An 18,977-nucleotide genomic window follows, 5' to 3' on the forward strand; every position below is an offset into this window, starting at 1 on the left:
ATGACGGGCGGCATGACGGACCGCTGGTTCGACGACGGCCTGTACACCTCGGTCACCGGGCTGGCCCACCGCTCCCCCGGCTGGCTGGACACGGCCGTCTCCCTCTGGTCGACGTACGGTCTCGGCCTGTTCGGGGCGCTGCTGCTGGCGGCGTGGTGGCGCGCCCGGCACCCCGGTCCGGCCGTACGGGAGGCCCCCGGCGCCCCGCCGGACGTCCGGGCGCCGGCCCTTCTCGCGCTGGCCGCGCCGCTGGTGGTGCTCCTCGCGTTCGCCGTCAGCACGGGGCTCAAGTCGCTGATGCGCGAGCAGCGCCCCTGCCGGACCCTGCACACGGTCACCGTGGAGGCGTGTCCGCCGCTCGGCGACTGGTCACTGCCCTCCAACCACGCCGTCATCGCGGCCGCCGCGGCCGTCACGCTGCTGTTCACCGACCGCCGGCTGGCGGCCCTGGCGCTGCCGGCGGCGCTGCTGATGGCCGCGTCGCGGGTGTGGGTCGGGGCGCACTATCCGCACGATGTGGCCCTGGGCCTGGCCGTGGGGGCCCTGGTCGCGGGTGCCCTGATGACCGCCGCGCGCCGGGCCGCGCCCCTGGCCGTCCGGCCGCGGGAAACCGGGCCGCGACCGCTGGCGGCCGGGCGGTGAGCGGCTTCCCGTCCCCGGAGCGCGGGACCGGCCGGATATCCCGTACGCCCGCACCCGCGCCCCGGCGCGGCCTGCGGACCCCGCCGGCCGCCGTCACGGTGCTCTGCGCGGGGGCCTTCGTACTGCTGGCCGTGCTGGTGACCGGCCGGCACGGAACGCCCTTCCCGCTGGACCGCGACGCGCTCGACTGGTCGTTGCGGCACCGCCCGGACCGCTGGGCGGGCGTGGCCCGCGCCGTCACGGACACGGGCACCGGCGTCTTCCCGTACGCGTGCGCCGTGCTGGCCGGCCTGCTGGCGGCCCGGCACGGCACCCGGCGGCAGGCGCTGGGCGCGGCGGCCGGCGCCCTGGCGTTCCTCCTGGCGGGCCAGGCGCTGCGGTACGGGGTGATGAGCGCCCTCGCCCGCCCCCGGCCGCCGGTGGCCGACTGGGCGACGCACGCCTCCGCCTTCTCCTTCCCCTCCGGCCACGCCTCGACCTCGGCGCTGATGGCGGGTCTGCTGATCTGGGCCGTGGCGCGGCGGGGCCGTACGGCGGCGGTGTACGCGCTCTGCGCGCTCATCGCCTGCTGGGCCGTGGCGGTGGGCCTGACCCGGATCTATCTCGGGGTGCACTGGGCCACGGACGTGCTCGGCGGCTGGCTGTTCGCCGGGGCCTGGATCGGGCTCGGCGCGGTCCTGATCCCGGCGGGACGGCTGCTGCCGCCACCGCGACGGAGGGCGGGCGGCCGGTGAGGGGCCGCCGGCCGGACTGTTGCCCTACTACCGCCGTGCCGTGCTGCCGCCGTGCCGTATTGCCGCTGTGCCGTCAGAGCTTCAAGTGCAGGATGCACAGGCCGACATAGCCCTCGGTGGGGTGGCGGAAGCCCTCGGGAAGGACTCCGATGACCTCGAAACCGAGCGACTCGTACAGCTTCAGCGCGTTCGTGTTGGTCTCCACGACCGCGTTGAACTGCATCGCCCGGTATCCCGCCGTGCGCGCCCAGTCGATCGAGTACTCGCAGAGGGCCCGGCCCACGCCGCGTCCCGATCGCGCCGGGTCGACCATGTAACTGGCGCCGGCGATGTGCGAGCCGTTGCCCTGGTGGTTCCGGTTCATCTTGGCCGTGCCCAGCACCGTCCCCGCGTCGTCGACCGCGACGACCGTACGGTCCGGCGCGGTCTGCGTCCACAGGTCCCGGGCGGCGCTCTCGCTCAGCCCCGACGGATAGGTGAAGGTCTCCCCGTCGTTGACGATCTGTTGGAAGAAGGGCCAGATGGCGGGCCAGTCACCGGGGGTGGCTTCTCTGATCAGCATCGGACCAGAATGACCGTACGGACCCGGCGCCGCCAGTGGTTTTCCCGTCCGTGGAGCGCCTTCCGGGGACCGCGCCGCCCGCCGGGTACTGTCCGGGCAAATACCAGCGAAGTGGACGAAGAGGCGGACAGCGCATGTTCGAGGCCGAGGACATCCGGGAGTGGCGGGGCCACGATGTGGTCGACACCGCGAAGAAGAAGATCGGTTCGCTGGAGTCCGTGTACGTCGATACGGCGACGGACTCGCCCTCGTTCGCGACGGTGACCGTCGGGCTGCCCACCCAGCGCCGGCTGATCTTCGTACCGCTGGGCGACGCCACCGTGGGACCGGGCTATCTGAAGGTCGTCTGGGACAAGAGCCTGGTGAAGGACGCCCCGTCGATCGCCCTTGACGGAGAGCTGCTCGCCACGGACGAACCGGCGGTCTTCGCGCACTACGGCCTGCCCTACGCGACCGGCGCGAACGGTGAACGGCGGCTGGGGCGACGCTGACCGGAGGGGCCGTACCGCGCATGGCCGAAAACCGTCTTCCGCCAATCCGCCGCCCGTCGCCGCCCGCGCCCGTGATCGCGCCCGCTCCGGGGCCGTCCGTATGACCCTGACCCGAAGGCGTTCCGGTGTACGGCGCCGGATCCACCAGGCCGTGGTCCCGTCCGCCGCCCTTCTCTGGACCCGGGGGCGGCGGATGGAGCTGATGCACCGGGCCATGAGCTTCGCGGCGCTCGGCTTCCTCACCCTGGTGCCGCTGCTGATCCTCGTCGCCGCGGCGGACCCGGCCAGCGGCCAGGGCTTCGCCCGCTGGCTGGGGCAGGGGCTCGGTGTCTCCGGCTCGTCGCAGCAGGAGATCCAGCAGCTGTTCGGCAGACCGGGTACGGCGTTGCAGCGGACCACGGCGTTCGGTCTCGCCGCGCTGGCCGCGTTCGGGCTGACGTTCGGGGGCGCGGTGCAGACCGGGTACGAGCGGGTGTGGGAGCTGCCGACGGCCCGCTGGCACACCATGTGGCGGCATGTGCTGTGGCTGGCGGTCCTGGTCGCCTTTCTGGTGATCTTCGTGAACACACCGGTGACCTCGCACTCCACGATCGTGGTGGTGCTCGGCACGGTGGGCGATCTGATCCTGACGTTCCTCTTCTTCTGGTGGTCCCAGCGGCTGCTGCTGGGGGGCCGGGTCCGCTGGGGCGCGCTGCTGCCGGGCGCGGTCGCGATCGCGCTGGGGCTGCTCGGGCTGCGGGTGTTCTCGCGGGTCGTGTTCTCCCCGCTGATCGCGTCGAACGCCGTCACCTACGGCCCGTTCGGCACGGTGCTGGTCCTCCAGTCCTGGCTGGTCGGGGTGGGGTTCGTGGTGTACGGCGGGGCGCTGGTGGGCCGTCAGTGCCACGAGTGGCGCACCCGGCTGCGGCTGCGCCACCAACTCGCCGAGGAGACCGGCACCGGCCCGGACGGCGGGGCCGGGGACCACTGAGCGACGGTCCACCGGCGTCGGCCCGTACATCCGCATTCCCGGACGGGGCGCATATCCGCTTCCCGGGCGGGACGCATATCCGCTTCCCGGACGGGGCGTCCGCGGGTACGGTGATCGCTCCCCGCGCGAGCCGTCGCCGTCTCCGCCGCCCGTGCCCCTCGCGCCCGCTGGAGACCGTCCCCGATGTCGTCGCTCGCCGCCCCGCCCTCCGTACCCCTGCCCGCGCCGCGCCGGGCCTGGCTCACCGATCTGCCGGTCCTGCTGGTCGCGGTGGCCTGGGGCGCCAGCTATCTGACCGCGAAGGGCATCACCACGGGCTCCACGGTGCTCGCCGTGCTCGTGCTGCGCTTCGCGGTGGTGCTGCCCGTGCTGGTGGTCGCCGGGTGGCGCGGGCTGCGGGCGCTGAGCGCGGCGCAGTGGCGGGGCGCCGGGCTGCTCGGGCTGGTGCTGAGCGGGATCTTCCTGCTGGAGACGTACGGTGTCGTGCACACCTCCGCGACCAATGCCGGGCTGATCATCAGCCTGACCATGATCTTCACCCCGCTCGCGGAGGCCGCCGTCACCCGGGTCAGACCGCCCGCGTCATTCGTCGCGGCGGCCGGGCTGTCGGTGGCCGGGGTGGTGCTGCTGACCCAGAGCGGCGGATTCACCGCGCCCTCGGTGGGCGATCTGCTGATGCTGCTGGCCGCGCTGGCCCGTACCGCGCACGTACTGCTGATGTCCCGGAGCCGGGCCGTGCGGGGCGCGGACTCGCTGTCGCTGACGACCGTGCAACTCGGCGGCGCCGTCGCGGTGTTCGCGGTACTGGCCGCGCTGCCGGGCGGCGGACCGGCGCCCTGGACCGTGGCCGCCGGGTTCGGGGTCCGGGAGTGGGCGGCGCTGCTCTTCCTGTCGGTGTTCTGCACCCTGGCCGCGTTCGCCGTCCAGATGTGGGCGGTCCGCCGCACCTCGCCGTCCCGGGTCAGTCTGCTGCTGGGTACGGAACCGCTGTGGGCGGCGGCGGCCGGAATCGCGATCGGCGGTGAACGGCTGGGCGTGGCCGGGCTGTTCGGTGCGGCGCTCGTCCTGGCCGGCACCTCCTGGGGCCGGCGCGCCGCCGACCGCTGACCGCTGCCCCCTGGCCCCTAGCCCCTGGCCCAACGAAAAGGGCCGCCCGGCCGGTGGCCAGACAGCCCCTCCACAGGATTTCCGCCGGTCAGAGGTCGAACTCGGTCGGCGCGATCCCGACCGCGAAGCACGCCTCACGGACGACCGCGCGCTCGTCCGCGTCGAAGTCGCCGTCGGCGCCGCCGATGACGATGCCGATCTGGATGACCGCGCGCGCCTCGGTGGGCTTCTTGGCGACCTTGCCGATGGTCTGGAGAATGGCGACCTTGCCGAAGTCGAAGTCGGCCGTCAGCTTCTGGCAGTAGTCGTTGAACCGCGTCTGAAGATCCTCCGCGGGGAAGTTCTGGAGCACGTCGTTCGTCATGATCAGCGCGGCGACGCGCTGCCGCTCCGACGCGTCGATGGACCCGTCGGCGGCGGCGACGAGCGCGCACATGGCCATGCTCGCGTCCCGGAACGCACCGCTCTTGAGGTCGTTCTTCTTCGCGTTGAGCTGCGTCTGCATCGACGTAGCCGAATCCTTGATGCGGTCCCACAGGGCCACGTGAAGTCTCCTGAATCTGGTGGGGCACCGGCCGGAACCGGCCGGCAGGTCGGGAAAACCGGGACAGAAAATCCGGGACGGCGAAGTCCGGGACAGAAGTCCGGAATCAGACGTCCGGGGTCAGAGGTGCGGGGTGACCGCGGGCATCAGGTCCTGGAAGGTACGTCCCTCGGCCGGTACGCCGATGGCCGCCATCTGCCAGCCGCCGCCCTCGCCGCGGAACACCTTGGCCATGATCTGGGCGGTGTACGCGCCGCCGCCGGTGAGGGTGTGGCGGGCCAGCTCCTCGCCGGTGGTCTCGTCGACCAGCCGGCAGAACGCGTTCTCGATGTCCTCGAAGGTCTGGCCGGTGAACGAGTTCACGGTGAAGACGATCTGGTCGACATGGACGGGCACCCGGGTGAGGTCCACCACGATCGACTCGTCGTCACCGCCCTCGCCCGCGCCGCCGACCCGGTTGTCCCCGGTGTGCTGCACGGAACCGTCGTCGCTGGTCAGATGCTGGAAGAAGACCACGTCCACGGCCTCCTTGCCGGCGAAGAGCAGCGCCGAGGCATCCAGATCGATCTCCGCCGGCGCGGTCAGCCGGGCGAAGAACCCCTTGCGTACGGCCTGCTTCCAGCCCAGTCCCATCCGGACGACGGTGAGTTCACCCCCGCCGGTCTTGGTCAGGCTGATCCGCTGGCCCTTGGCGAGATTGACGCTCATCGTTCGCTCCTGAAGGTGGTGACGGGTCTCAGACGTTCACACCGTAGTCGGACGCGATCCCCGCGAGTCCGGACGCGTAACCCTGGCCGATGGCGCGGAACTTCCACTCGGCGCCGTTGCGGTACAGCTCGCCGAAGACCATCGCGGTCTCGGTGGAGGCGTCCTCGCTGAGGTCGTAGCGCGCGAGTTCGGCGCCGCCGGCCTGGTTGACGACGCGGATGTACGCGTTGCGGACCTGGCCGAAGCTCTGGCCGCGGGACTCGGCGTCGTGGATCGAGACCGGGAAGACGATCTTGGCGATGTCCGCGGGGACGGCGGAGAGGTCGACCTTGACGGTCTCGTCGTCGCCCTCGCCCTCACCCGTCAGGTTGTCGCCGGTGTGCTCCACCGAACCGTCCGGGCTGCGGAGGTTGTTGTAGAAGACGAAGTGCTGGTCCGAGACGACCTTGCCGGAGCCGTCGCACAGCAGGGCGCTGGCGTCCAGGTCGTGGTCCGCCCCGGTGGTGGTCCGGACGTCCCAGCCGAGCGCGACCAGAACGGCGGTCAGGCCGGGGGCCTCCTTGCTCAGCGAGACATTGCCGCCCTTGGCGAGGCTCACACCCATGTTGTTTCCTTCCGTCCGTCCCGAGCCGGACACGCCGGACGCCCGGCGTGCGCGGGATGCCTGACGACATCGGCTCAAATCTACAACACTGTAGAAATTGGCTGTCGTGAAGGTGCGAAGCGGCCACGGCATCGCCCGAAATGCGCCGCGCCCGCGCCTGGTTAGGATGCCCCGGCGCCAGGGCGGCTGGGGCGGCAGTGTGGGAGGAGGCCACTTTCGTGGTCGGGAACAGAGAAGACCGGGACCGGACGTCCCCTGCCCGCAGACGCGGCCAGGGCCAGCTGGAGTCCCAGGTGCTGGCGATCCTGGGGTCGGCGACCGCGCCCGTGGCCGCGACCTGGGTGCAGGAGCGGCTCGACGGGAAGCTGGCGTACACCACGGTGATCACGATCCTGACCCGGCTGCTCGACAAGCAGGCCGTGACCCGCAGCCGTTCGGGCCGTTCCTTCCTGTGGACCCCGGTGGCGGACGAGGCGGGTCTGACGGCGCTGCGGATGCGCCGGCTGCTCGACGAGCGGGACGACCGCGACGCGGTGCTGTCCAGCTTCGTGTCCGCGCTGTCGCCGCACGACGAGCAGGTGCTCCGCGCGCTGCTCAAGGACGCCGGTCCGGCCACCGACGCGGAGAGTTGACCATGGGCGTCTTCGTCTTCCTGCCGCTGGTCCTCCCGCTCACCGCGCTGCCGATCGCCCGGCTGGCGGAGCAGCATCTCCATCCGCGCGGCGCCGCCCTGCTGCTGACGTTCGTCAGCGCGGTGCTGGCCGCGTGCAGCACGTTCTGTCTCGGCTTACTGATGGTGGTGGGCACCGCGCAGCTGCCCGGCAACCCGCTGCCGGACAGCTGGTCCGACCCGGAGGTACGGGACGCCGTGCCGTACGACGAGGTGGCGGGCAAGACGGCGATCGTGGCGCTGGTCGCGGTCGTCCTGGCGTGCGCGCACACCGTACGGCGGCATGTCCGCTTCCGCTCCCGCGCCCATCGCGCGCTGGCCGGGCTGCCGCCGGACGAGGTGGCCGTGCTGGACGACGGACTGCCGTACGCGTACGCGCTGCCCGGGTCGCCCGGCCGGATCGTGGTCTCGGCGGGGATGCTGTCGTGTCTGAACGCGGGTGAGCGCGAGGCCCTGCTCGCCCATGAACGGGCCCATCTGACCGGCCGTCACCATCTGCTGCTGCTCGCCGCGCGGCTGGCCGGGTGCGCGAACCCGTTTCTGCTGCCGCTGCGGGCCGCGGTGGCCTACTCCACCGAGCGCTGGGCCGACGAGGCGGCGGCGCAGGCCACCGGTGACCGGCGGACGACGGCGCGCGCGGTGGGCAAGGCCGCGCTCTTCGCGCGCCCGGCGCCGCCGCCGGGGATGGCCGCCTTCGCCTCGGCGGGGCCGGTGCCGCGCCGGGTGGCCGCGCTGCTCGGTCCCGTACCGCCGCGCAGGAACTGGCCGCCCGCGCTCACCCGGGCGGGGATCGCCGCCTATGTGGCGGCGGCCGGTACGGCCGCGTCGACCATGTCCGCGCTGAACTCCGCCGCCGCGCTGTTCCTGGTCCTCGAAGCGGCGACGCCGCTCTAGGCTTCCCGGCCCGCGCTCCGGCGCGACTTCTACAGGTCTGTAGAAGCAGTAGAGTGCACGGATCGCATCCAGGCGATGCAGGTCACGGAGGAACAGCGTGGGCAGGGAATCCAGGGGACGGCGCGGCCTCGCGTCCGGTACGAGTCACCGCGCGGACCGCCGGGCGGCCCGGGCGGGCGGGGCGCGGCTGACCCGGCGCGGCCGAATAGCCATCTGGACGGGCGGCGCGCTGGCCGTCGTACTGATCGGGGTGTCGGGGGCCGCCGCGTGGGTCTACCAGAGCCTCGACGGCAATATCCACGCGGCGGACGTCGACGGCAAGATCGGCGGCGACCGGCCGGTCAATTCGAGTCCGGGCTCCAAGAACATCCTCGTCGTCGGCTCCGACTCGCGCGACGGCGACAACGGCAAGTACGGCAAGGGCCTGACCACCATGCAGTCGGACACGCTGATGGTGCTGCATCTGGCCGCCGACCGGAAATGGGCCACGGTCGTCTCGCTCCCCCGCGACTCGTGGGTCAACATCCCGTCCTGCGACCGGGGGAACGGCACCACGTCCGACCCGCACCACTTCAAGATCAACGAGGCGTTCGCCATCGGCGGTACGGGCGGCGAGGTCTCCGGCGCCGCCGCCTGCACGATCCGGACGGTCGAGCGGAACACCGGGCTGCGGATCGACCACTTCATGTCGGTCGACTTCCAGGGCTTCAAGGGCATGGTGAACGCGCTGGACGGCATCGAGGTCTGTCCGGAGCAGGCGATCCACGACACCAAGGCCCATCTCGATCTGGAGGCCGGCTGCCAGACGGTCAAGGACGAGAAGGCGCTCGGGTACGTACGGACGCGCTACAGCCTCGGCGACGGCTCGGACCTGGGACGCATCGGCCGCCAGCAGGAGTTCATGGAGGCGCTGGCCGCCAAGGCGCAGCAGAAGCTGACCAGCCCGAGTGCGCTGTACGGCTTTCTGGACTCCGCGACGAAGTCGCTGACCACGGACAGCGAGATCGCCGGGATCAAGCCGCTGACGGCCCTCGCGAACGAGATCAAGAGCGTGCCGGGCGACCGGCTGACGTTCCTGACCGTGCCGAACTATCCGCGCGAGGCCGATGTGCCGACCGACAAGGCGAACATCGTCTGGCAGTACCCGCAGGCGTCCGAGCTGTTCGCCGCGCTGGCGCAGGACAGGGAAGTCGACAAGGAGGCGCTGGAGGCCGACGCCGAGAATCCGGTGTACGCGCACACCGTACGGGTGCGGGTGCTGAACGGGACCGGGGTCTCGGGGCGGGCGGCGAAGGTCGCGGACGAGCTGAAGACGGCCGGGTTCACCGTCACGGAGGTCGGCAACGCGCCGGAGAACACCCAGCGGACCACGGTCGGCTATCCGCAGGGCCAGGAGGAGCCCGCCGAGGTGCTGGCCACCCGGCTGCCGGACAGCACCTCGCGGCCGGACGCGACGGCGACACCGGGCGTGGTGACGCTGACCGTCGGCCCGGACTACGAAGGGGTCCGCTGAGGCCGCGCCTCCGGGGGGCGCGTACCTGCCTGGAGGCACGCCGCGACCGGCCTCCCGGGGGCCGGTTTCCGTCACCCCATTGCACTGCTTTGCGATTCCTTTACTATTGATGGACGGGGCACCCGCCCCGTCCTGAACATCCGACCCAGGAATCCCCCGAACGAGAAGGAGCTGCTCCCGCAATGGGTGAGCCTCCCAGTACGAGCCGTGCCGTCCCCGTCCCGTCGAGTCATGGGCCGGAGGTGGCACGGTGACCGAAGTGCTGCTGCTGCTCGTCGCCCTCGCGCTCACCCTCGCCTGCGCGGTGTTCGTCGCGGCCGAGTTCGCCCTCACCACCGTCGAGCGCGGCGCGCTGGAGCGGGCCGCGGCGGCCGGTGAGCGGGGCGCGGCCGGCGCGCTGGAGGCGGCCAAGCGGCTGACCTTCCAGCTCTCCGGCGCGCAGCTGGGCATCACGGTGACCTCGCTGGTCATCGGCATGCTCGCCGAGCCGTCCTTCGCCGTCCTGCTGCGCGGCCCGCTGACGGCCACCGGACTGCCGGACGGCGCGGTCTCCCCGCTCGCCACCCTGCTCGGTGTCGCGCTCTCCACCGTGGTGCTGATGGTGGTCGGCGAGCTGGTCCCCAAGAACTGGGCGATCTCCAGCCCGCTCGCGGTCGCCAAGGTCGTGGCCGGGCCCCAGCGCGCCTTCACCGCCGCGTTCGGCCCGCTGATCCGCCATCTGAACAACACGGCGAACCGGCTGCTCCGGCGCTTCGGGCTGGAGCCCGCCGAGGAGCTGGCCTCCGCCCGTACCCCCGAGGAGCTGGTCGCGCTGGCGCGGCACTCCGCGCGGGAGGGCGCCATCGAGGCGGACTCCGCCGAGCTGTTCGTCCGGACCCTGCACCTGGCCGAGCTGACCGCGGAGAACGTGATGACCCCGCGGGTGGACGTACGGGCCCTGGAGGCCCATGCCACGGCCGCCGACGCGGCCGTGCTGACGCTGGCCACGGGCCTGTCCCGCTTCCCGGTCTACCGGGACAGCCTGGACGAGGTCATCGGCACGGTCCACATCCGTGACGTACTGGCCCTGGACGAGTCCCGGCGGGCCCTCACCCCCGTCACGGAGCTGATCACGAGCCCGCTGCTCGTGCCCGACTCGCTGCCGGTGGACCGGCTGCTGCGGCGGCTGCGGGACGCGCGGACGATGGCCGTGGTCATCGACGAGTACGGCGGCACGGCCGGGGTCGCGACGATGGAGGACATCGTCGAGGAGGTCGTCGGCGAGGTCCGCGACGAGCACGACCCGGACGAGATCCCCGGGCTGGCCCCGGGCGAGCCCGCCGCGGACGGCCGCCGTGTCTGGGAGGCCGACGGCTCGCTCCGGCTCGACCAGCTGGAGGAGATCGGCTTCGAAGCGCCGGAGGGTCCGTACGAGACGCTCGCGGGGCTGCTCGCGACCCGGCTGGAGCGGCTGCCCGTGCGGGACGACTCCCTGGAGATCGAGGGCTGGCGGTTCGCCGTCCTGCGGATCGACCACCACCGGGCCGACCGGGTCGGTATCACCGCGCCCGCCCCGGCCGCCCAGCTCACCGAGGACGCCCGATGACCGGTCTTCAGCTCGCCATCGGCGTGCTCACCCTGTTCACCAACGCGTTCTTCGTCGGCGCCGAGTTCGCCCTGATCTCGGTACGGCGCAGCCAGATCGAGCCGCTGGCGGCCAAGGGCAGCCGGCGCGCGAAGAGCACCCTGTGGGGGCTGCGCCATCTGTCGGCGGCCATGGCCACGGCGCAGCTCGGTATCACCATCTCCTCGCTGGTGCTGGGTGCCGTCGCCGAGCCGGCGATCGCGCATCTGCTGGAGCCGCCGTTCGAGGCGATCGGGGTGCCCGAGGCGCTGATTCACCCGATCGCGTTCGTCATCGCGCTGACCCTGGCGACGTATCTGCACATGCTCATCGGCGAGATGGTGCCGAAGAACATCGCGCTGGCCGCGCCCGCGCCCACGGCGCTGGCGCTGGCGCCCGCGCTGGTCGCGCTGACCCGGGCGCTGCGTCCGGTGATCTTCGGGATCAACGCGTTCGCCAACGCGATCCTGCGGCTGCTGAAGGTCGAGCCCAAGGACGAGGTCGCCTCGGTGTTCACCGATGACGAACTGGTCCGGCTGGTCGCGGACTCCAGCGAGGCGGGGCTGCTGGACCCGGCGGACGGGGAGCGGCTGCGGGACGCCCTGGAGCTGGGCACCCGCCCGGCGGGCGAGGTGATGGTGCCGCTCGCCCGGACGGTCACGGTCGGCCATACGACCACCCCGGAGCAGCTGGAGCGGGCGGCGGTGTCGTCCGGTTTCTCGCGGCTGCCGGTCACCGGCCCCGACGACACGATCCTGGGCTATCTGCACATCAAGGACGCGCTCGGCGCCACCGACCGGACGCGGCCCTTCCCGCGCGGCGCGCTCCACACGGTCATCCGGGTGGAGATCGACACCCCGCTCGACGACACGATGACGGCGATGCGCGCCGCCGGTACGCATCTGGCCGCCGTCACCGGCGACCGGGGGACGGTCATCGGGTTCGTCACCATGGAGGACGTCCTGGAGGAGCTGGTGGGCCCCGCCGCCGACGCGTCGGCCAGGACATAGCGGTACGGAAGCAACCCGCCGGCGGGTACGGACGTATTCGCCGGCCGGCGGCCGGTGCCCCGCCCCGGGCACCGGCCGCTCATTCCGCTCCTCCTTGTCGTGATGTACACGTAATCTTCACGAGTACACGCAGGTCCGCGAGAAAAACAGGTTCAGCACATGCCCAACGGGACGAGTCCATTACGCTCATCGGCCTTGGCCGGGCGCAGCCGGCGCGTCGTGGAGTCCGACGGTTTCAACATCGCGGTGTTCTGCCTGATCGTCGGCAACGCCGGGCTGCTGGGGGTCGAGACGTACACCGGTGCGGTCGGCCAGTGGCGCGATGAGCTGAAGACCGCCGAGCATCTGTTCCTGGCCGCGTTCACCGCGGAGATCCTGCTGCGCGCCGCCGCCTGCGCGGACCGGCCCCGGGAGTTCTTCCGCGATCCGTGGAACGTCTTCGACCTGGTGGTCGTCGTACTGGCCCTGACGCCGTTCGCGCGCGAGAACACCACCATGCTGCGGCTGTTGCGGCTCGCCCGGGTGCTGCGGGCGGCCCGCTTCCTGCCGCAGCTGCGCATCGTGATCGTCGCGGTCGGCAAGAGCCTGCCGGGGACGGTGAGTTTCGTCCTGGTGGGGGCGCTGCTGCTGTATGTGTACGCGATGGTGGGCTGGGTGTTCTTCGGCCGCGAGGACCCGGAGCACTACGGCTCGCTGGGCCGCGCGGTGCTGACGCTCTTTCTGCTGATGACGCTGGACGGGCTCGGGGACGCGGTCCGCGGCGGGCTGGAGATATCCCGCTGGAGCATCGTCTACTTCGCGTCGTTCGTGCTGCTGGGATCGTTCGTGCTGGTCAATCTGCTGGTCGGGGTGGTCATCACCTCCCTGGAGGAGGCGCGTGAGCTGGAGGACGACCGGGCGAGGGACATCGCGCTGACCGGGCCCGGCGCCGCGGACCCCTCGGCGCTGCTGCTGGCGCGGATCGAGACGGCCCGCCGCGCGCTGGACGAGGTCGAGGCCGCCCTGGCCGCCGCGCGCCCGCGTCCGCGCACCGGCGCGCCGGACGAGCGGCGGGCGGTGGGCGCGCCCGACCGGTGAGGGGCGGCCCACCGGTGAGGGGTGGCGGCCGGTCCGGTCAGGGTTTGCGGGCCACGCCCGCGTAGCTGGACGCCTCCGCGGCCGTCAGGTGCTCGCTGCCGTCGCCGCGGTCGGGGCGCCACCGGTGGGAGCAGACGACTCCGGGGGCGAGCAGCTCCCAGCCGGTGAAGAAGCGCTCGATCTCCGCGCGCTCGCGCGGTCGCACCACCGTCCCCGCGGCGCGGTACGTGGCGACGACACGCGCCATGCCCTCGGGGTCGAACTCGGCCGTGCCGTGCGCGATCGCGAGCGTGGAGCCCGACGGCAGCGCGTCCTTGAGGTGTCCGACGACGGCGTGGGCGGCATCGTCGTCCGGTACGAAGTGCAGCAGCGCGTTGAGGCTGAGGGCGATGGGGCGGGTGAAGTCGAGCGTGGCCCGGACCTGGTCCGCCGCGAGCAGCGCCTCGGGTGCGGTGATATCGCCGTGCACATACGCGGTGCGTCCCTCGGGGCCGCTGCGGAGCAGCGCGCGGGCGTGGGCCAGCACGATCGGGTCGTTGTCGGAGTAGACCACGCGGGCGTGCGGTACCTCCCGCTGGGCGATCTCGTGGAGGTTCGGCGAGGTGGGGATGCCGGTCCCGATGTCGAGGAACTGGGTCAGCCCGGCCGCGGCGAGACGGCGGACGGAGCGGTGCATGAAGCGGCGGTTGATCCGGGCGGCGGTCGGCGCGTGAGGGAAGGCGGCGACGGTACGGTCCCCGGCCTCCCGGTCGGCGGGGAAGTTGGTCGTCCCGCCCAGGTAGTAGTCGTACATCCGCGCGGAGTGTGCCCGGTCCAGCTCCAGATCCACCGCGCCGTCATCCATGGTCCGCCCCCGTTCTCCGCCCCGGCCGCCCCCGGGTAACTGCCCACGGCGCTGTCCGGACAATCGTGCGAGGCGTCAATCCCCTTTACAGGCAGGCCCCATGGGGAGTGAGGTGGAAGAGAGGGGAGCAACACACCTCACCCTCGACTCAGTAGTCGTATCATCACTATCGGCAAGGTACCCCGGGCGTGCCGTGCGTATCGAGGGCGCGTATCGGGTTGGCTGACAGGTGAGAGGACAGCACCTCTCGCGCCGGCGCTCTCCGCCGTGGAGCGGCGCGGCGCCCAGGGAACGGGGCCTCCGTGCAGGTTGATCCGAGCGTCACGGCGGCCCGGGGCTCCGCCCCCGCGGCGGCCCCCGGCGATGTCCCTCCCGGCGACGCGCCGGCCGGCTGTCCCGGCCGGCCCGGCCAACTCCCCGCGCGCCGCCTGGCGTTGACCTTCGACGCCTTCGACGCGCACCACCACACCCTCTGGCTGCGCTACGCGCACACCCAGGTCGGCGGCCGGGCCGACGCCGAGAGCGTGGTGGACGCCACCTGCGCCCGGCTGCTGGAACACTGGCCCCATGTCCTGACCCGGGAATCGGTCGCCCAGTACGCCTGGGCCGTCCTCAAGGAGGAGGTGGCCCAGTGGCTGGAGGAGCGCGGACGCGAACCGGCGCTGGTCGGCACCGCCGCCTTCCGGGCCGCGATCCGCAAGCTCCTGCGGGCCGGTGCGCGCGACCGGTTCACCGTGCTCCAGGGCGAGATCGGGCTGTACGCGGCGATCTCCCGGCTCCCCGAGCGGCAGTACGACGCGATCGTGCTGCGCCATGTCCTGCGGGTGCCGGACGAGACCGTCGCCGAGTATCTGGGCGTCGAACTCGCCACCGTACGCTCCCAGGTACGGCACGCGCGCCGGCGGCTGGCCAGAGAGCTGGACTTACCGGAGACCGGGAACGAGACGGAGGAGTAACACCGTGCGCCGCACCGACGACCCCACCCCCGGTGCCCCCATCGATCTGCTGCTGGACGACGCGGAGGTCCTGCGCGACACCTACGACGAGCGCGACACCGAAGCCGCCCGCGCCCGCCGGGCCGCACACCGCGGGGACCGTACGGACCGTACCGACGGGACGGACACGGCGGACGGTACGGCGGTGCCCCACCGCTTTCCCTCGGCCCATGAGCAGGCCGCCCACGATCTCAGCCTCGCCGTCGCCCTCGTCCTGAACGCCCCCGAGGCGGCCGGCGCGCTGACCCGGCTGGTCGACCACGACCGTATCGACCCGGAGGGCGCCGTCGTCTTCGCGGCGCTGCTCCAGCTGACCGGGCACCACGAGGCGGCGCAGTTCTGGTGGCAGTTCGCCGCCGGCGGGGGCAACCGGACGGCCGCGTTCTGTCTCTTCCTCACCCATCGCCGCAGGGCCGAGTTCAAGGACGCCGCCTACTGGCGCGCGCAGTCCCGCCGACTGCCGGGCCGTCCCGTACCGCCCGGACCACCCGGACCCGGCGCGGCGGCGCCGACGCTCTCGGCGCTGCTGCCCGAGGCCGTCCGGCACGAGCTGCTCGGCCAGTGCCACCGGGGGCGGCACCCGAGTCTGCCCGCCCCGCTGGAGGCCGTGATCAACCGGCTGCGCGTGGACGGCGACGACGAGGACTTCGGCGAGGTTCCGCAGCCCGGCGCGGGGCTGGCGGCCGAGCTGTCCGGCCGCTGAGCGGGCCCGGATCCGCCCGCCCGGCCCGTGCCCCTTACGCCGGTCCCGGCTGGTGCGGCGGCGCGGGGTACGCGTTGATGGGGAGAGGCGTGGCGGAACGTTCCGCCCAGGACCGAGGGGGCCGGCTGCCCGATGCGGGACGAGACGGAGCACGACCGCGCCGGCCGGTGGCGGCCGGGATATCCGGCGGCCGCCGCCGTCTTCGCCGTCGGCATGGCCGGGACGACCCTGCCCACCCCGCTGTACGGGCTCTACCGGGAGCAGCTCGGCTTCTCGGAGCTGATGGTGACGGTGGTGTTCGCCGTCTACGCCCTCGGGGTGATCGCGACCCTGCTGCTGGCCGGGAACGTCTCCGACGAGGTGGGCCGGCGGCCGGTGCTGCTGTGCGCGCTGGGGCTGTCGGCGGCGAGCGCCCTGTGCTTCCTCTTCGAGGGCGGGCTGCCCGCGCTCTTCGCGGGCCGGCTGCTCTCCGGCTTCGCCGCCGGACTGCTGAGCGGCGCCGCGACCGTCACCGTACTGGAGCTGGCGCCGCCCGGCCGGCGGGCGCGCGCGGGGCTGGCCGCGACGGCGGCGAACATGGGCGGTCTGGGGTGCGGGCCACTGCTGGCCGGGCTGCTCGCGCAGTACGCGCCCTGGCCGCTGCGGCTGCCGTTCCTGGCCCATCTGGCGTTGGTGGCGGGCGCGGCCGTACTGACCTGGTCGCTGCCGGAGACGGTCGCGCAGCGGGTGCGCCGGCCCCGGCTCCGGGCGCCGGGGCTGACGGTGCCGCCCGAGGTGCGCGGGGTGTTCGTACCGTCGGCGCTCGCGGCGTTCGGCGGGTTCGCGCTGCTGGGGCTCTTCACGGCGGTGGCGCCGTCCTTCGTCGCGCAGACGCTCGGGGTGCGGAATCTGGCGGTCTCGGGCGCGCTCGTGTTCTCCGTCTTCCTGGCCTCGACCGCCGGGCAGGCGCTGATGGGGCGGGTGGGGGTACGGGCGGGGCTGCCGGCCGGGTGTCTGGTGCTGGTGGCCGGGCTGGTGCTGGTGGGCGCCTCGCTGCTCGTCGAATCGATGGCGCTGCTGGTGGCGGGGGCGCTGTGCGGCGGGCTCGGCCAGGGGCTCGCCTTCCGGGCCGGGCTGACGGCGGTCAGCGGGGCCGCGCCGCCCGAGCGCCGGGGCGGCACGGTGTCGGCGTTCTTCGTGATCGCGTATCTGGGCATCTCCGTGCCGGTCGTCGGCGTGGGCGCGCTGACGCTGTGGCTGGGGCTGCGCGGGGCGGGGCTGGTCTTCACGGCCGTGGTGACCGTCCTGGTCGCGGCCATCGGGCTTTATCTGCTGCGCCGGCCGGCGGCAGAGGACTGACCGGGCCGGACCGCGCATCTGCTTGGCGCGTACGTACGTAGTACGTACGCGTAACGACGCGCCCGGGCCCGCGCGCCGTGGGACGCGCGGGCCCGGGCCCGGTGTCAGCTGACGTTGACCGCGGTCCAGGTGGCCGCGACCGCCTTGTACTCGGCGCTGGTCGTGCCGTACAGGGCGCCCGCCGCGCTCAGGGTCGCGGTGCGCGCCCCGGCGTACTTGGTGGTGGACGTCATGTACGTGGTGAGGGCCTTGTACCAGATCGCGACGGCCTTGTCCCGGCCGATGCCGGCGAGCGTGGAGCCGTCGTACGTCGGGCTGTTGTAGCTGACGCCGTTGATGGTCTTGGCGCCGCTGCCCTCGGCGAGCAGGTAGAAGAAGTGGTTGGCGGGGCCGGACGAGTAGTGGACGTCCACGCTGCCGAGCGTGGAGGACCAGTAGTCGCGGGACGCGCCGTCCTTGCTGGGCTTGTCCTGGTAGCGCAGCGGCGTGCCGTTGCCGTTGATGTTGATCTGCTCGCCGATCAGGTAGTTGCCCGGCGCGGCGGAGTTGGCGGCGTAGAACTCGACGGCGGTGGCGAGGATGTCCGAGGTGGCCTCGTTGAGACCGCCGGACTCACCGCTGTAGGTGAGGTTGGCGGTGGCGGCGGTGACCCCGTGGGTCATCTCGTGGGCGGCCACGTCGATCGAGGTCAGCGGGCGGCTGTTGCTCGCGCCGTCGCCGTACGTCATGCAGAAGCAGCTGTCGCTCCAGAACGCGTTGACGTAGTTGTTGCCGTAGTGGGCGCGGGAGTAGGAGGCGACACCGTTGTTCTTGATGCCGTTGCGGCCGAGGACGTTCTTGTAGAAGTCCCAGGTCTTGCCGGCGCCGTAGTGGACGTCGACACCGGCGGTCAGCCGGCCGCCCGACCACACGTCGCTGGAGTTGGTGAAGAGGGTGCCGGTGCCGGAGGTGCCCTGGTTGAGGTCGTAGGTCTTGTGACTGCCGCGGGTGCCGTCGGTCAGGCTGTACGTGCTGCCGCTCAGGGTCGTGCCGATGGTGACCGTGCCGTTGTACTTGCCGGTGCCGGTGCCGGTCTCGATGGCCTCGTCCCGGAAGAGTTCCGCACCGGTGGCCGCGTCGGTGACGACATGCAGCTCGCTCGGCGTGCCGTCGGGCTGGAAGCCCTCGACTACGGTCTCGTAGGCGAGGACGGGCTTGCCGTCGGCGGCCCAGATCACCTTGCGGGGCGCGTCCTCGGCGGCGGCCTCGGTGGTCTGCTCGGCGGCGGCGGCCTTGAGCGCGGTCGTCCTCGCGGCCTTCGGGGCCAGCTCGGGCGTGGTCGTGGGCACGGATATCCGGGCCGCGACGGCCTTGGTGACGGTGTCCTTGCCGTTGGGGGCGGCGTGGACGACGAGGTCGCCGCCGAGGACGGGGAGTCCGGCGTACGTCCGCTCGTACCGGGTGTGGACCGTGCCGTCGACGTCCTCGATGACGTCCCGGACGACCAGCTTCTCCTGGGCGCCGAGGCCGAGGGACGCGGCCTGGCCGGGGGCGTCCGCCTGGGCCTCCTTGAGGGCCGTCACCCGCTGGGCGGGCGTCAGTTCCAGCGCGGTGGCGCCGATCGCGCGGGCCGTCGCGGCCTCGTCGGGCTGGGCGGTGGCGGTGCCCGACTGCACGCCGACGACGACCATGGCGGCCGACGCGACGAGCGCCGAGACGCGCAGGGTGGTCCTGCGGCGGGTGGTGCTGCGGGGGGTGGAAGCTACGAGTCTCACTCAGTCTCCAAGAGTGCCGGGCCGTTCGATGGGCGGCCCTGTGTGGGGAAGCGGTGGCCTGAGGGTGAGGCCGCCGCCCGTTGGGACATGAATGTGCGGATACCACGGAGCGGCCCGCCGCCCGGTCTACGCGCGGTGAGCCGTCCAGAGAGTGGCATCGAATCGACTCGTTCGGACAGATACGAAACGAGAATTTGACCGTGCCTTGTCAATT

Annotated in this window: 20 protein-coding genes; 14 read left to right on the plus strand and 6 right to left on the minus strand. The window is 72.6% G+C overall.

The features are described 5' to 3' along the window. Together DVK44_RS00795 and DVK44_RS00800 are read left to right on the plus strand one after the other, a co-directional pair. Entirely contained in the window at positions 1-642 is a 642-nt protein-coding gene (locus DVK44_RS00795; RefSeq protein ID WP_114664803.1) for a phosphatase PAP2 family protein, read from the plus strand. Beyond that, positions 639-1,376 (plus strand): phosphatase PAP2 family protein, encoded by a 738-nt coding sequence (locus tag DVK44_RS00800; protein ID WP_228446936.1) that lies wholly within the window; start codon positions 639-641, stop codon positions 1,374-1,376. Before DVK44_RS00795 ends, DVK44_RS00800 begins: the two co-directional genes overlap by 4 nt. Before the next feature lie 73 nt (positions 1,377-1,449). Here the strand turns inward: DVK44_RS00800 and DVK44_RS00805 are convergent, their stop codons facing one another. Then, complete coding sequence (locus tag DVK44_RS00805; protein WP_114657712.1) at positions 1,450-1,938, minus strand: GNAT family N-acetyltransferase; 489 nt, start codon at positions 1,936-1,938, stop codon at positions 1,450-1,452. A gap of 134 nt (positions 1,939-2,072) precedes the next feature. On the opposite strand from DVK44_RS00805, the gene DVK44_RS00810 reads away from it, so the two are divergent. The 3 genes from DVK44_RS00810 (at position 2,073) to DVK44_RS00820 (ending at position 4,506) form a co-directional block, all read left to right on the plus strand. After that, positions 2,073-2,429, plus strand: a complete 357-nt coding sequence (locus DVK44_RS00810; RefSeq protein ID WP_114657714.1) for a PRC-barrel domain-containing protein — start codon at positions 2,073-2,075, stop codon at positions 2,427-2,429. A 100-nt stretch (positions 2,430-2,529) separates the two neighbouring features. Further along, a complete protein-coding gene (locus DVK44_RS00815; RefSeq protein WP_114657716.1) occupies positions 2,530-3,399 on the plus strand; it encodes a YhjD/YihY/BrkB family envelope integrity protein in 870 nt (289 codons plus the stop codon). A gap of 183 nt (positions 3,400-3,582) precedes the next feature. After that, on the plus strand, positions 3,583-4,506 hold the full coding sequence (locus DVK44_RS00820) for a DMT family transporter (RefSeq protein ID WP_114657718.1): 924 nt from the start codon (positions 3,583-3,585) through the stop codon (positions 4,504-4,506). An 88-nt stretch (positions 4,507-4,594) separates the two neighbouring features. Here the strand turns inward: DVK44_RS00820 and DVK44_RS00825 are convergent, their stop codons facing one another. From DVK44_RS00825 to DVK44_RS00835, 3 genes are all read right to left on the minus strand, one after another. Continuing rightward, positions 4,595-5,050: a tellurite resistance TerB family protein gene (locus DVK44_RS00825; RefSeq protein ID WP_114657720.1), complete on the minus strand. Its 456-nt coding sequence runs from the start codon at positions 5,048-5,050 to the stop codon at positions 4,595-4,597. A 120-nt stretch (positions 5,051-5,170) separates the two neighbouring features. Further along, positions 5,171-5,758 carry a TerD family protein gene (locus tag DVK44_RS00830; protein ID WP_114657722.1) on the minus strand — a complete coding sequence of 196 codons (588 nt, stop codon included), beginning with the start codon at positions 5,756-5,758 and terminating at the stop codon, positions 5,171-5,173. A 28-nt stretch (positions 5,759-5,786) separates the two neighbouring features. After that, positions 5,787-6,362, minus strand: coding sequence for a TerD family protein (locus DVK44_RS00835; RefSeq protein ID WP_114657724.1), 576 nt, complete (start codon positions 6,360-6,362; stop codon positions 5,787-5,789). Positions 6,363-6,580: 218 nt separating this feature from the next. Here DVK44_RS00835 and DVK44_RS00840 point away from each other — a divergent pair, with 218 nt between their 5' ends. The 6 genes from DVK44_RS00840 (at position 6,581) to DVK44_RS00865 (ending at position 13,129) form a co-directional block, all read left to right on the plus strand. Further along, positions 6,581-6,994: a BlaI/MecI/CopY family transcriptional regulator gene (locus DVK44_RS00840; RefSeq protein ID WP_228446937.1), complete on the plus strand. Its 414-nt coding sequence runs from the start codon at positions 6,581-6,583 to the stop codon at positions 6,992-6,994. Between the two features lie 2 nt (positions 6,995-6,996). Further along, entirely contained in the window at positions 6,997-7,926 is a 930-nt protein-coding gene (locus DVK44_RS00845) for a M56 family metallopeptidase (RefSeq protein WP_114657728.1), read from the plus strand. A 97-nt stretch (positions 7,927-8,023) separates the two neighbouring features. Then, positions 8,024-9,439 (plus strand): LCP family protein, encoded by a 1,416-nt coding sequence (locus tag DVK44_RS00850; RefSeq protein ID WP_456243353.1) that lies wholly within the window; start codon positions 8,024-8,026, stop codon positions 9,437-9,439. A 250-nt stretch (positions 9,440-9,689) separates the two neighbouring features. Beyond that, positions 9,690-11,024, plus strand: a complete 1,335-nt coding sequence (locus DVK44_RS00855) for a hemolysin family protein (protein WP_114657730.1) — start codon at positions 9,690-9,692, stop codon at positions 11,022-11,024. Next, entirely contained in the window at positions 11,021-12,052 is a 1,032-nt protein-coding gene (locus DVK44_RS00860; protein WP_114657732.1) for a hemolysin family protein, read from the plus strand. Before DVK44_RS00855 ends, DVK44_RS00860 begins: the two co-directional genes overlap by 4 nt. A gap of 159 nt (positions 12,053-12,211) precedes the next feature. Continuing rightward, a complete protein-coding gene (locus DVK44_RS00865; RefSeq protein WP_114657734.1) occupies positions 12,212-13,129 on the plus strand; it encodes an ion transporter in 918 nt (305 codons plus the stop codon). Between the two features lie 37 nt (positions 13,130-13,166). On the opposite strand, the gene DVK44_RS00870 is transcribed toward DVK44_RS00865, so the two are convergent. After that, entirely contained in the window at positions 13,167-13,973 is an 807-nt protein-coding gene (locus DVK44_RS00870) for an SAM-dependent methyltransferase (protein ID WP_114657736.1), read from the minus strand. 302 nt (positions 13,974-14,275) lie between these two features. Between DVK44_RS00870 and DVK44_RS00875 the strand changes: the two genes are divergently transcribed. The 3 genes from DVK44_RS00875 (at position 14,276) to DVK44_RS00885 (ending at position 17,009) form a co-directional block, all read left to right on the plus strand. Further along, the gene (locus tag DVK44_RS00875) at positions 14,276-14,929 is read left to right on the plus strand and encodes an RNA polymerase sigma factor (protein WP_162793617.1); all 654 of its coding nucleotides are present in this window, start codon (positions 14,276-14,278) and stop codon (positions 14,927-14,929) included. 4 nt (positions 14,930-14,933) lie between these two features. After that, positions 14,934-15,671: a hypothetical protein gene (locus DVK44_RS00880; protein ID WP_114657738.1), complete on the plus strand. Its 738-nt coding sequence runs from the start codon at positions 14,934-14,936 to the stop codon at positions 15,669-15,671. A 132-nt stretch (positions 15,672-15,803) separates the two neighbouring features. After that, positions 15,804-17,009, plus strand: a complete 1,206-nt coding sequence (locus tag DVK44_RS00885; RefSeq protein ID WP_114657740.1) for an MFS transporter — start codon at positions 15,804-15,806, stop codon at positions 17,007-17,009. Positions 17,010-17,113: 104 nt separating this feature from the next. On the opposite strand, the gene DVK44_RS00890 is transcribed toward DVK44_RS00885, so the two are convergent. Further along, the gene (locus DVK44_RS00890) at positions 17,114-18,679 is read right to left on the minus strand and encodes a M4 family metallopeptidase (protein WP_114664807.1); all 1,566 of its coding nucleotides are present in this window, start codon (positions 18,677-18,679) and stop codon (positions 17,114-17,116) included. Positions 18,680-18,977: the final 298 nt, after the last annotated feature.

Source organism: Streptomyces paludis, assembly GCF_003344965.1.
In the GTDB taxonomy this organism is placed as follows: Bacteria; Actinomycetota; Actinomycetes; order Streptomycetales; family Streptomycetaceae; genus Streptomyces; species Streptomyces paludis.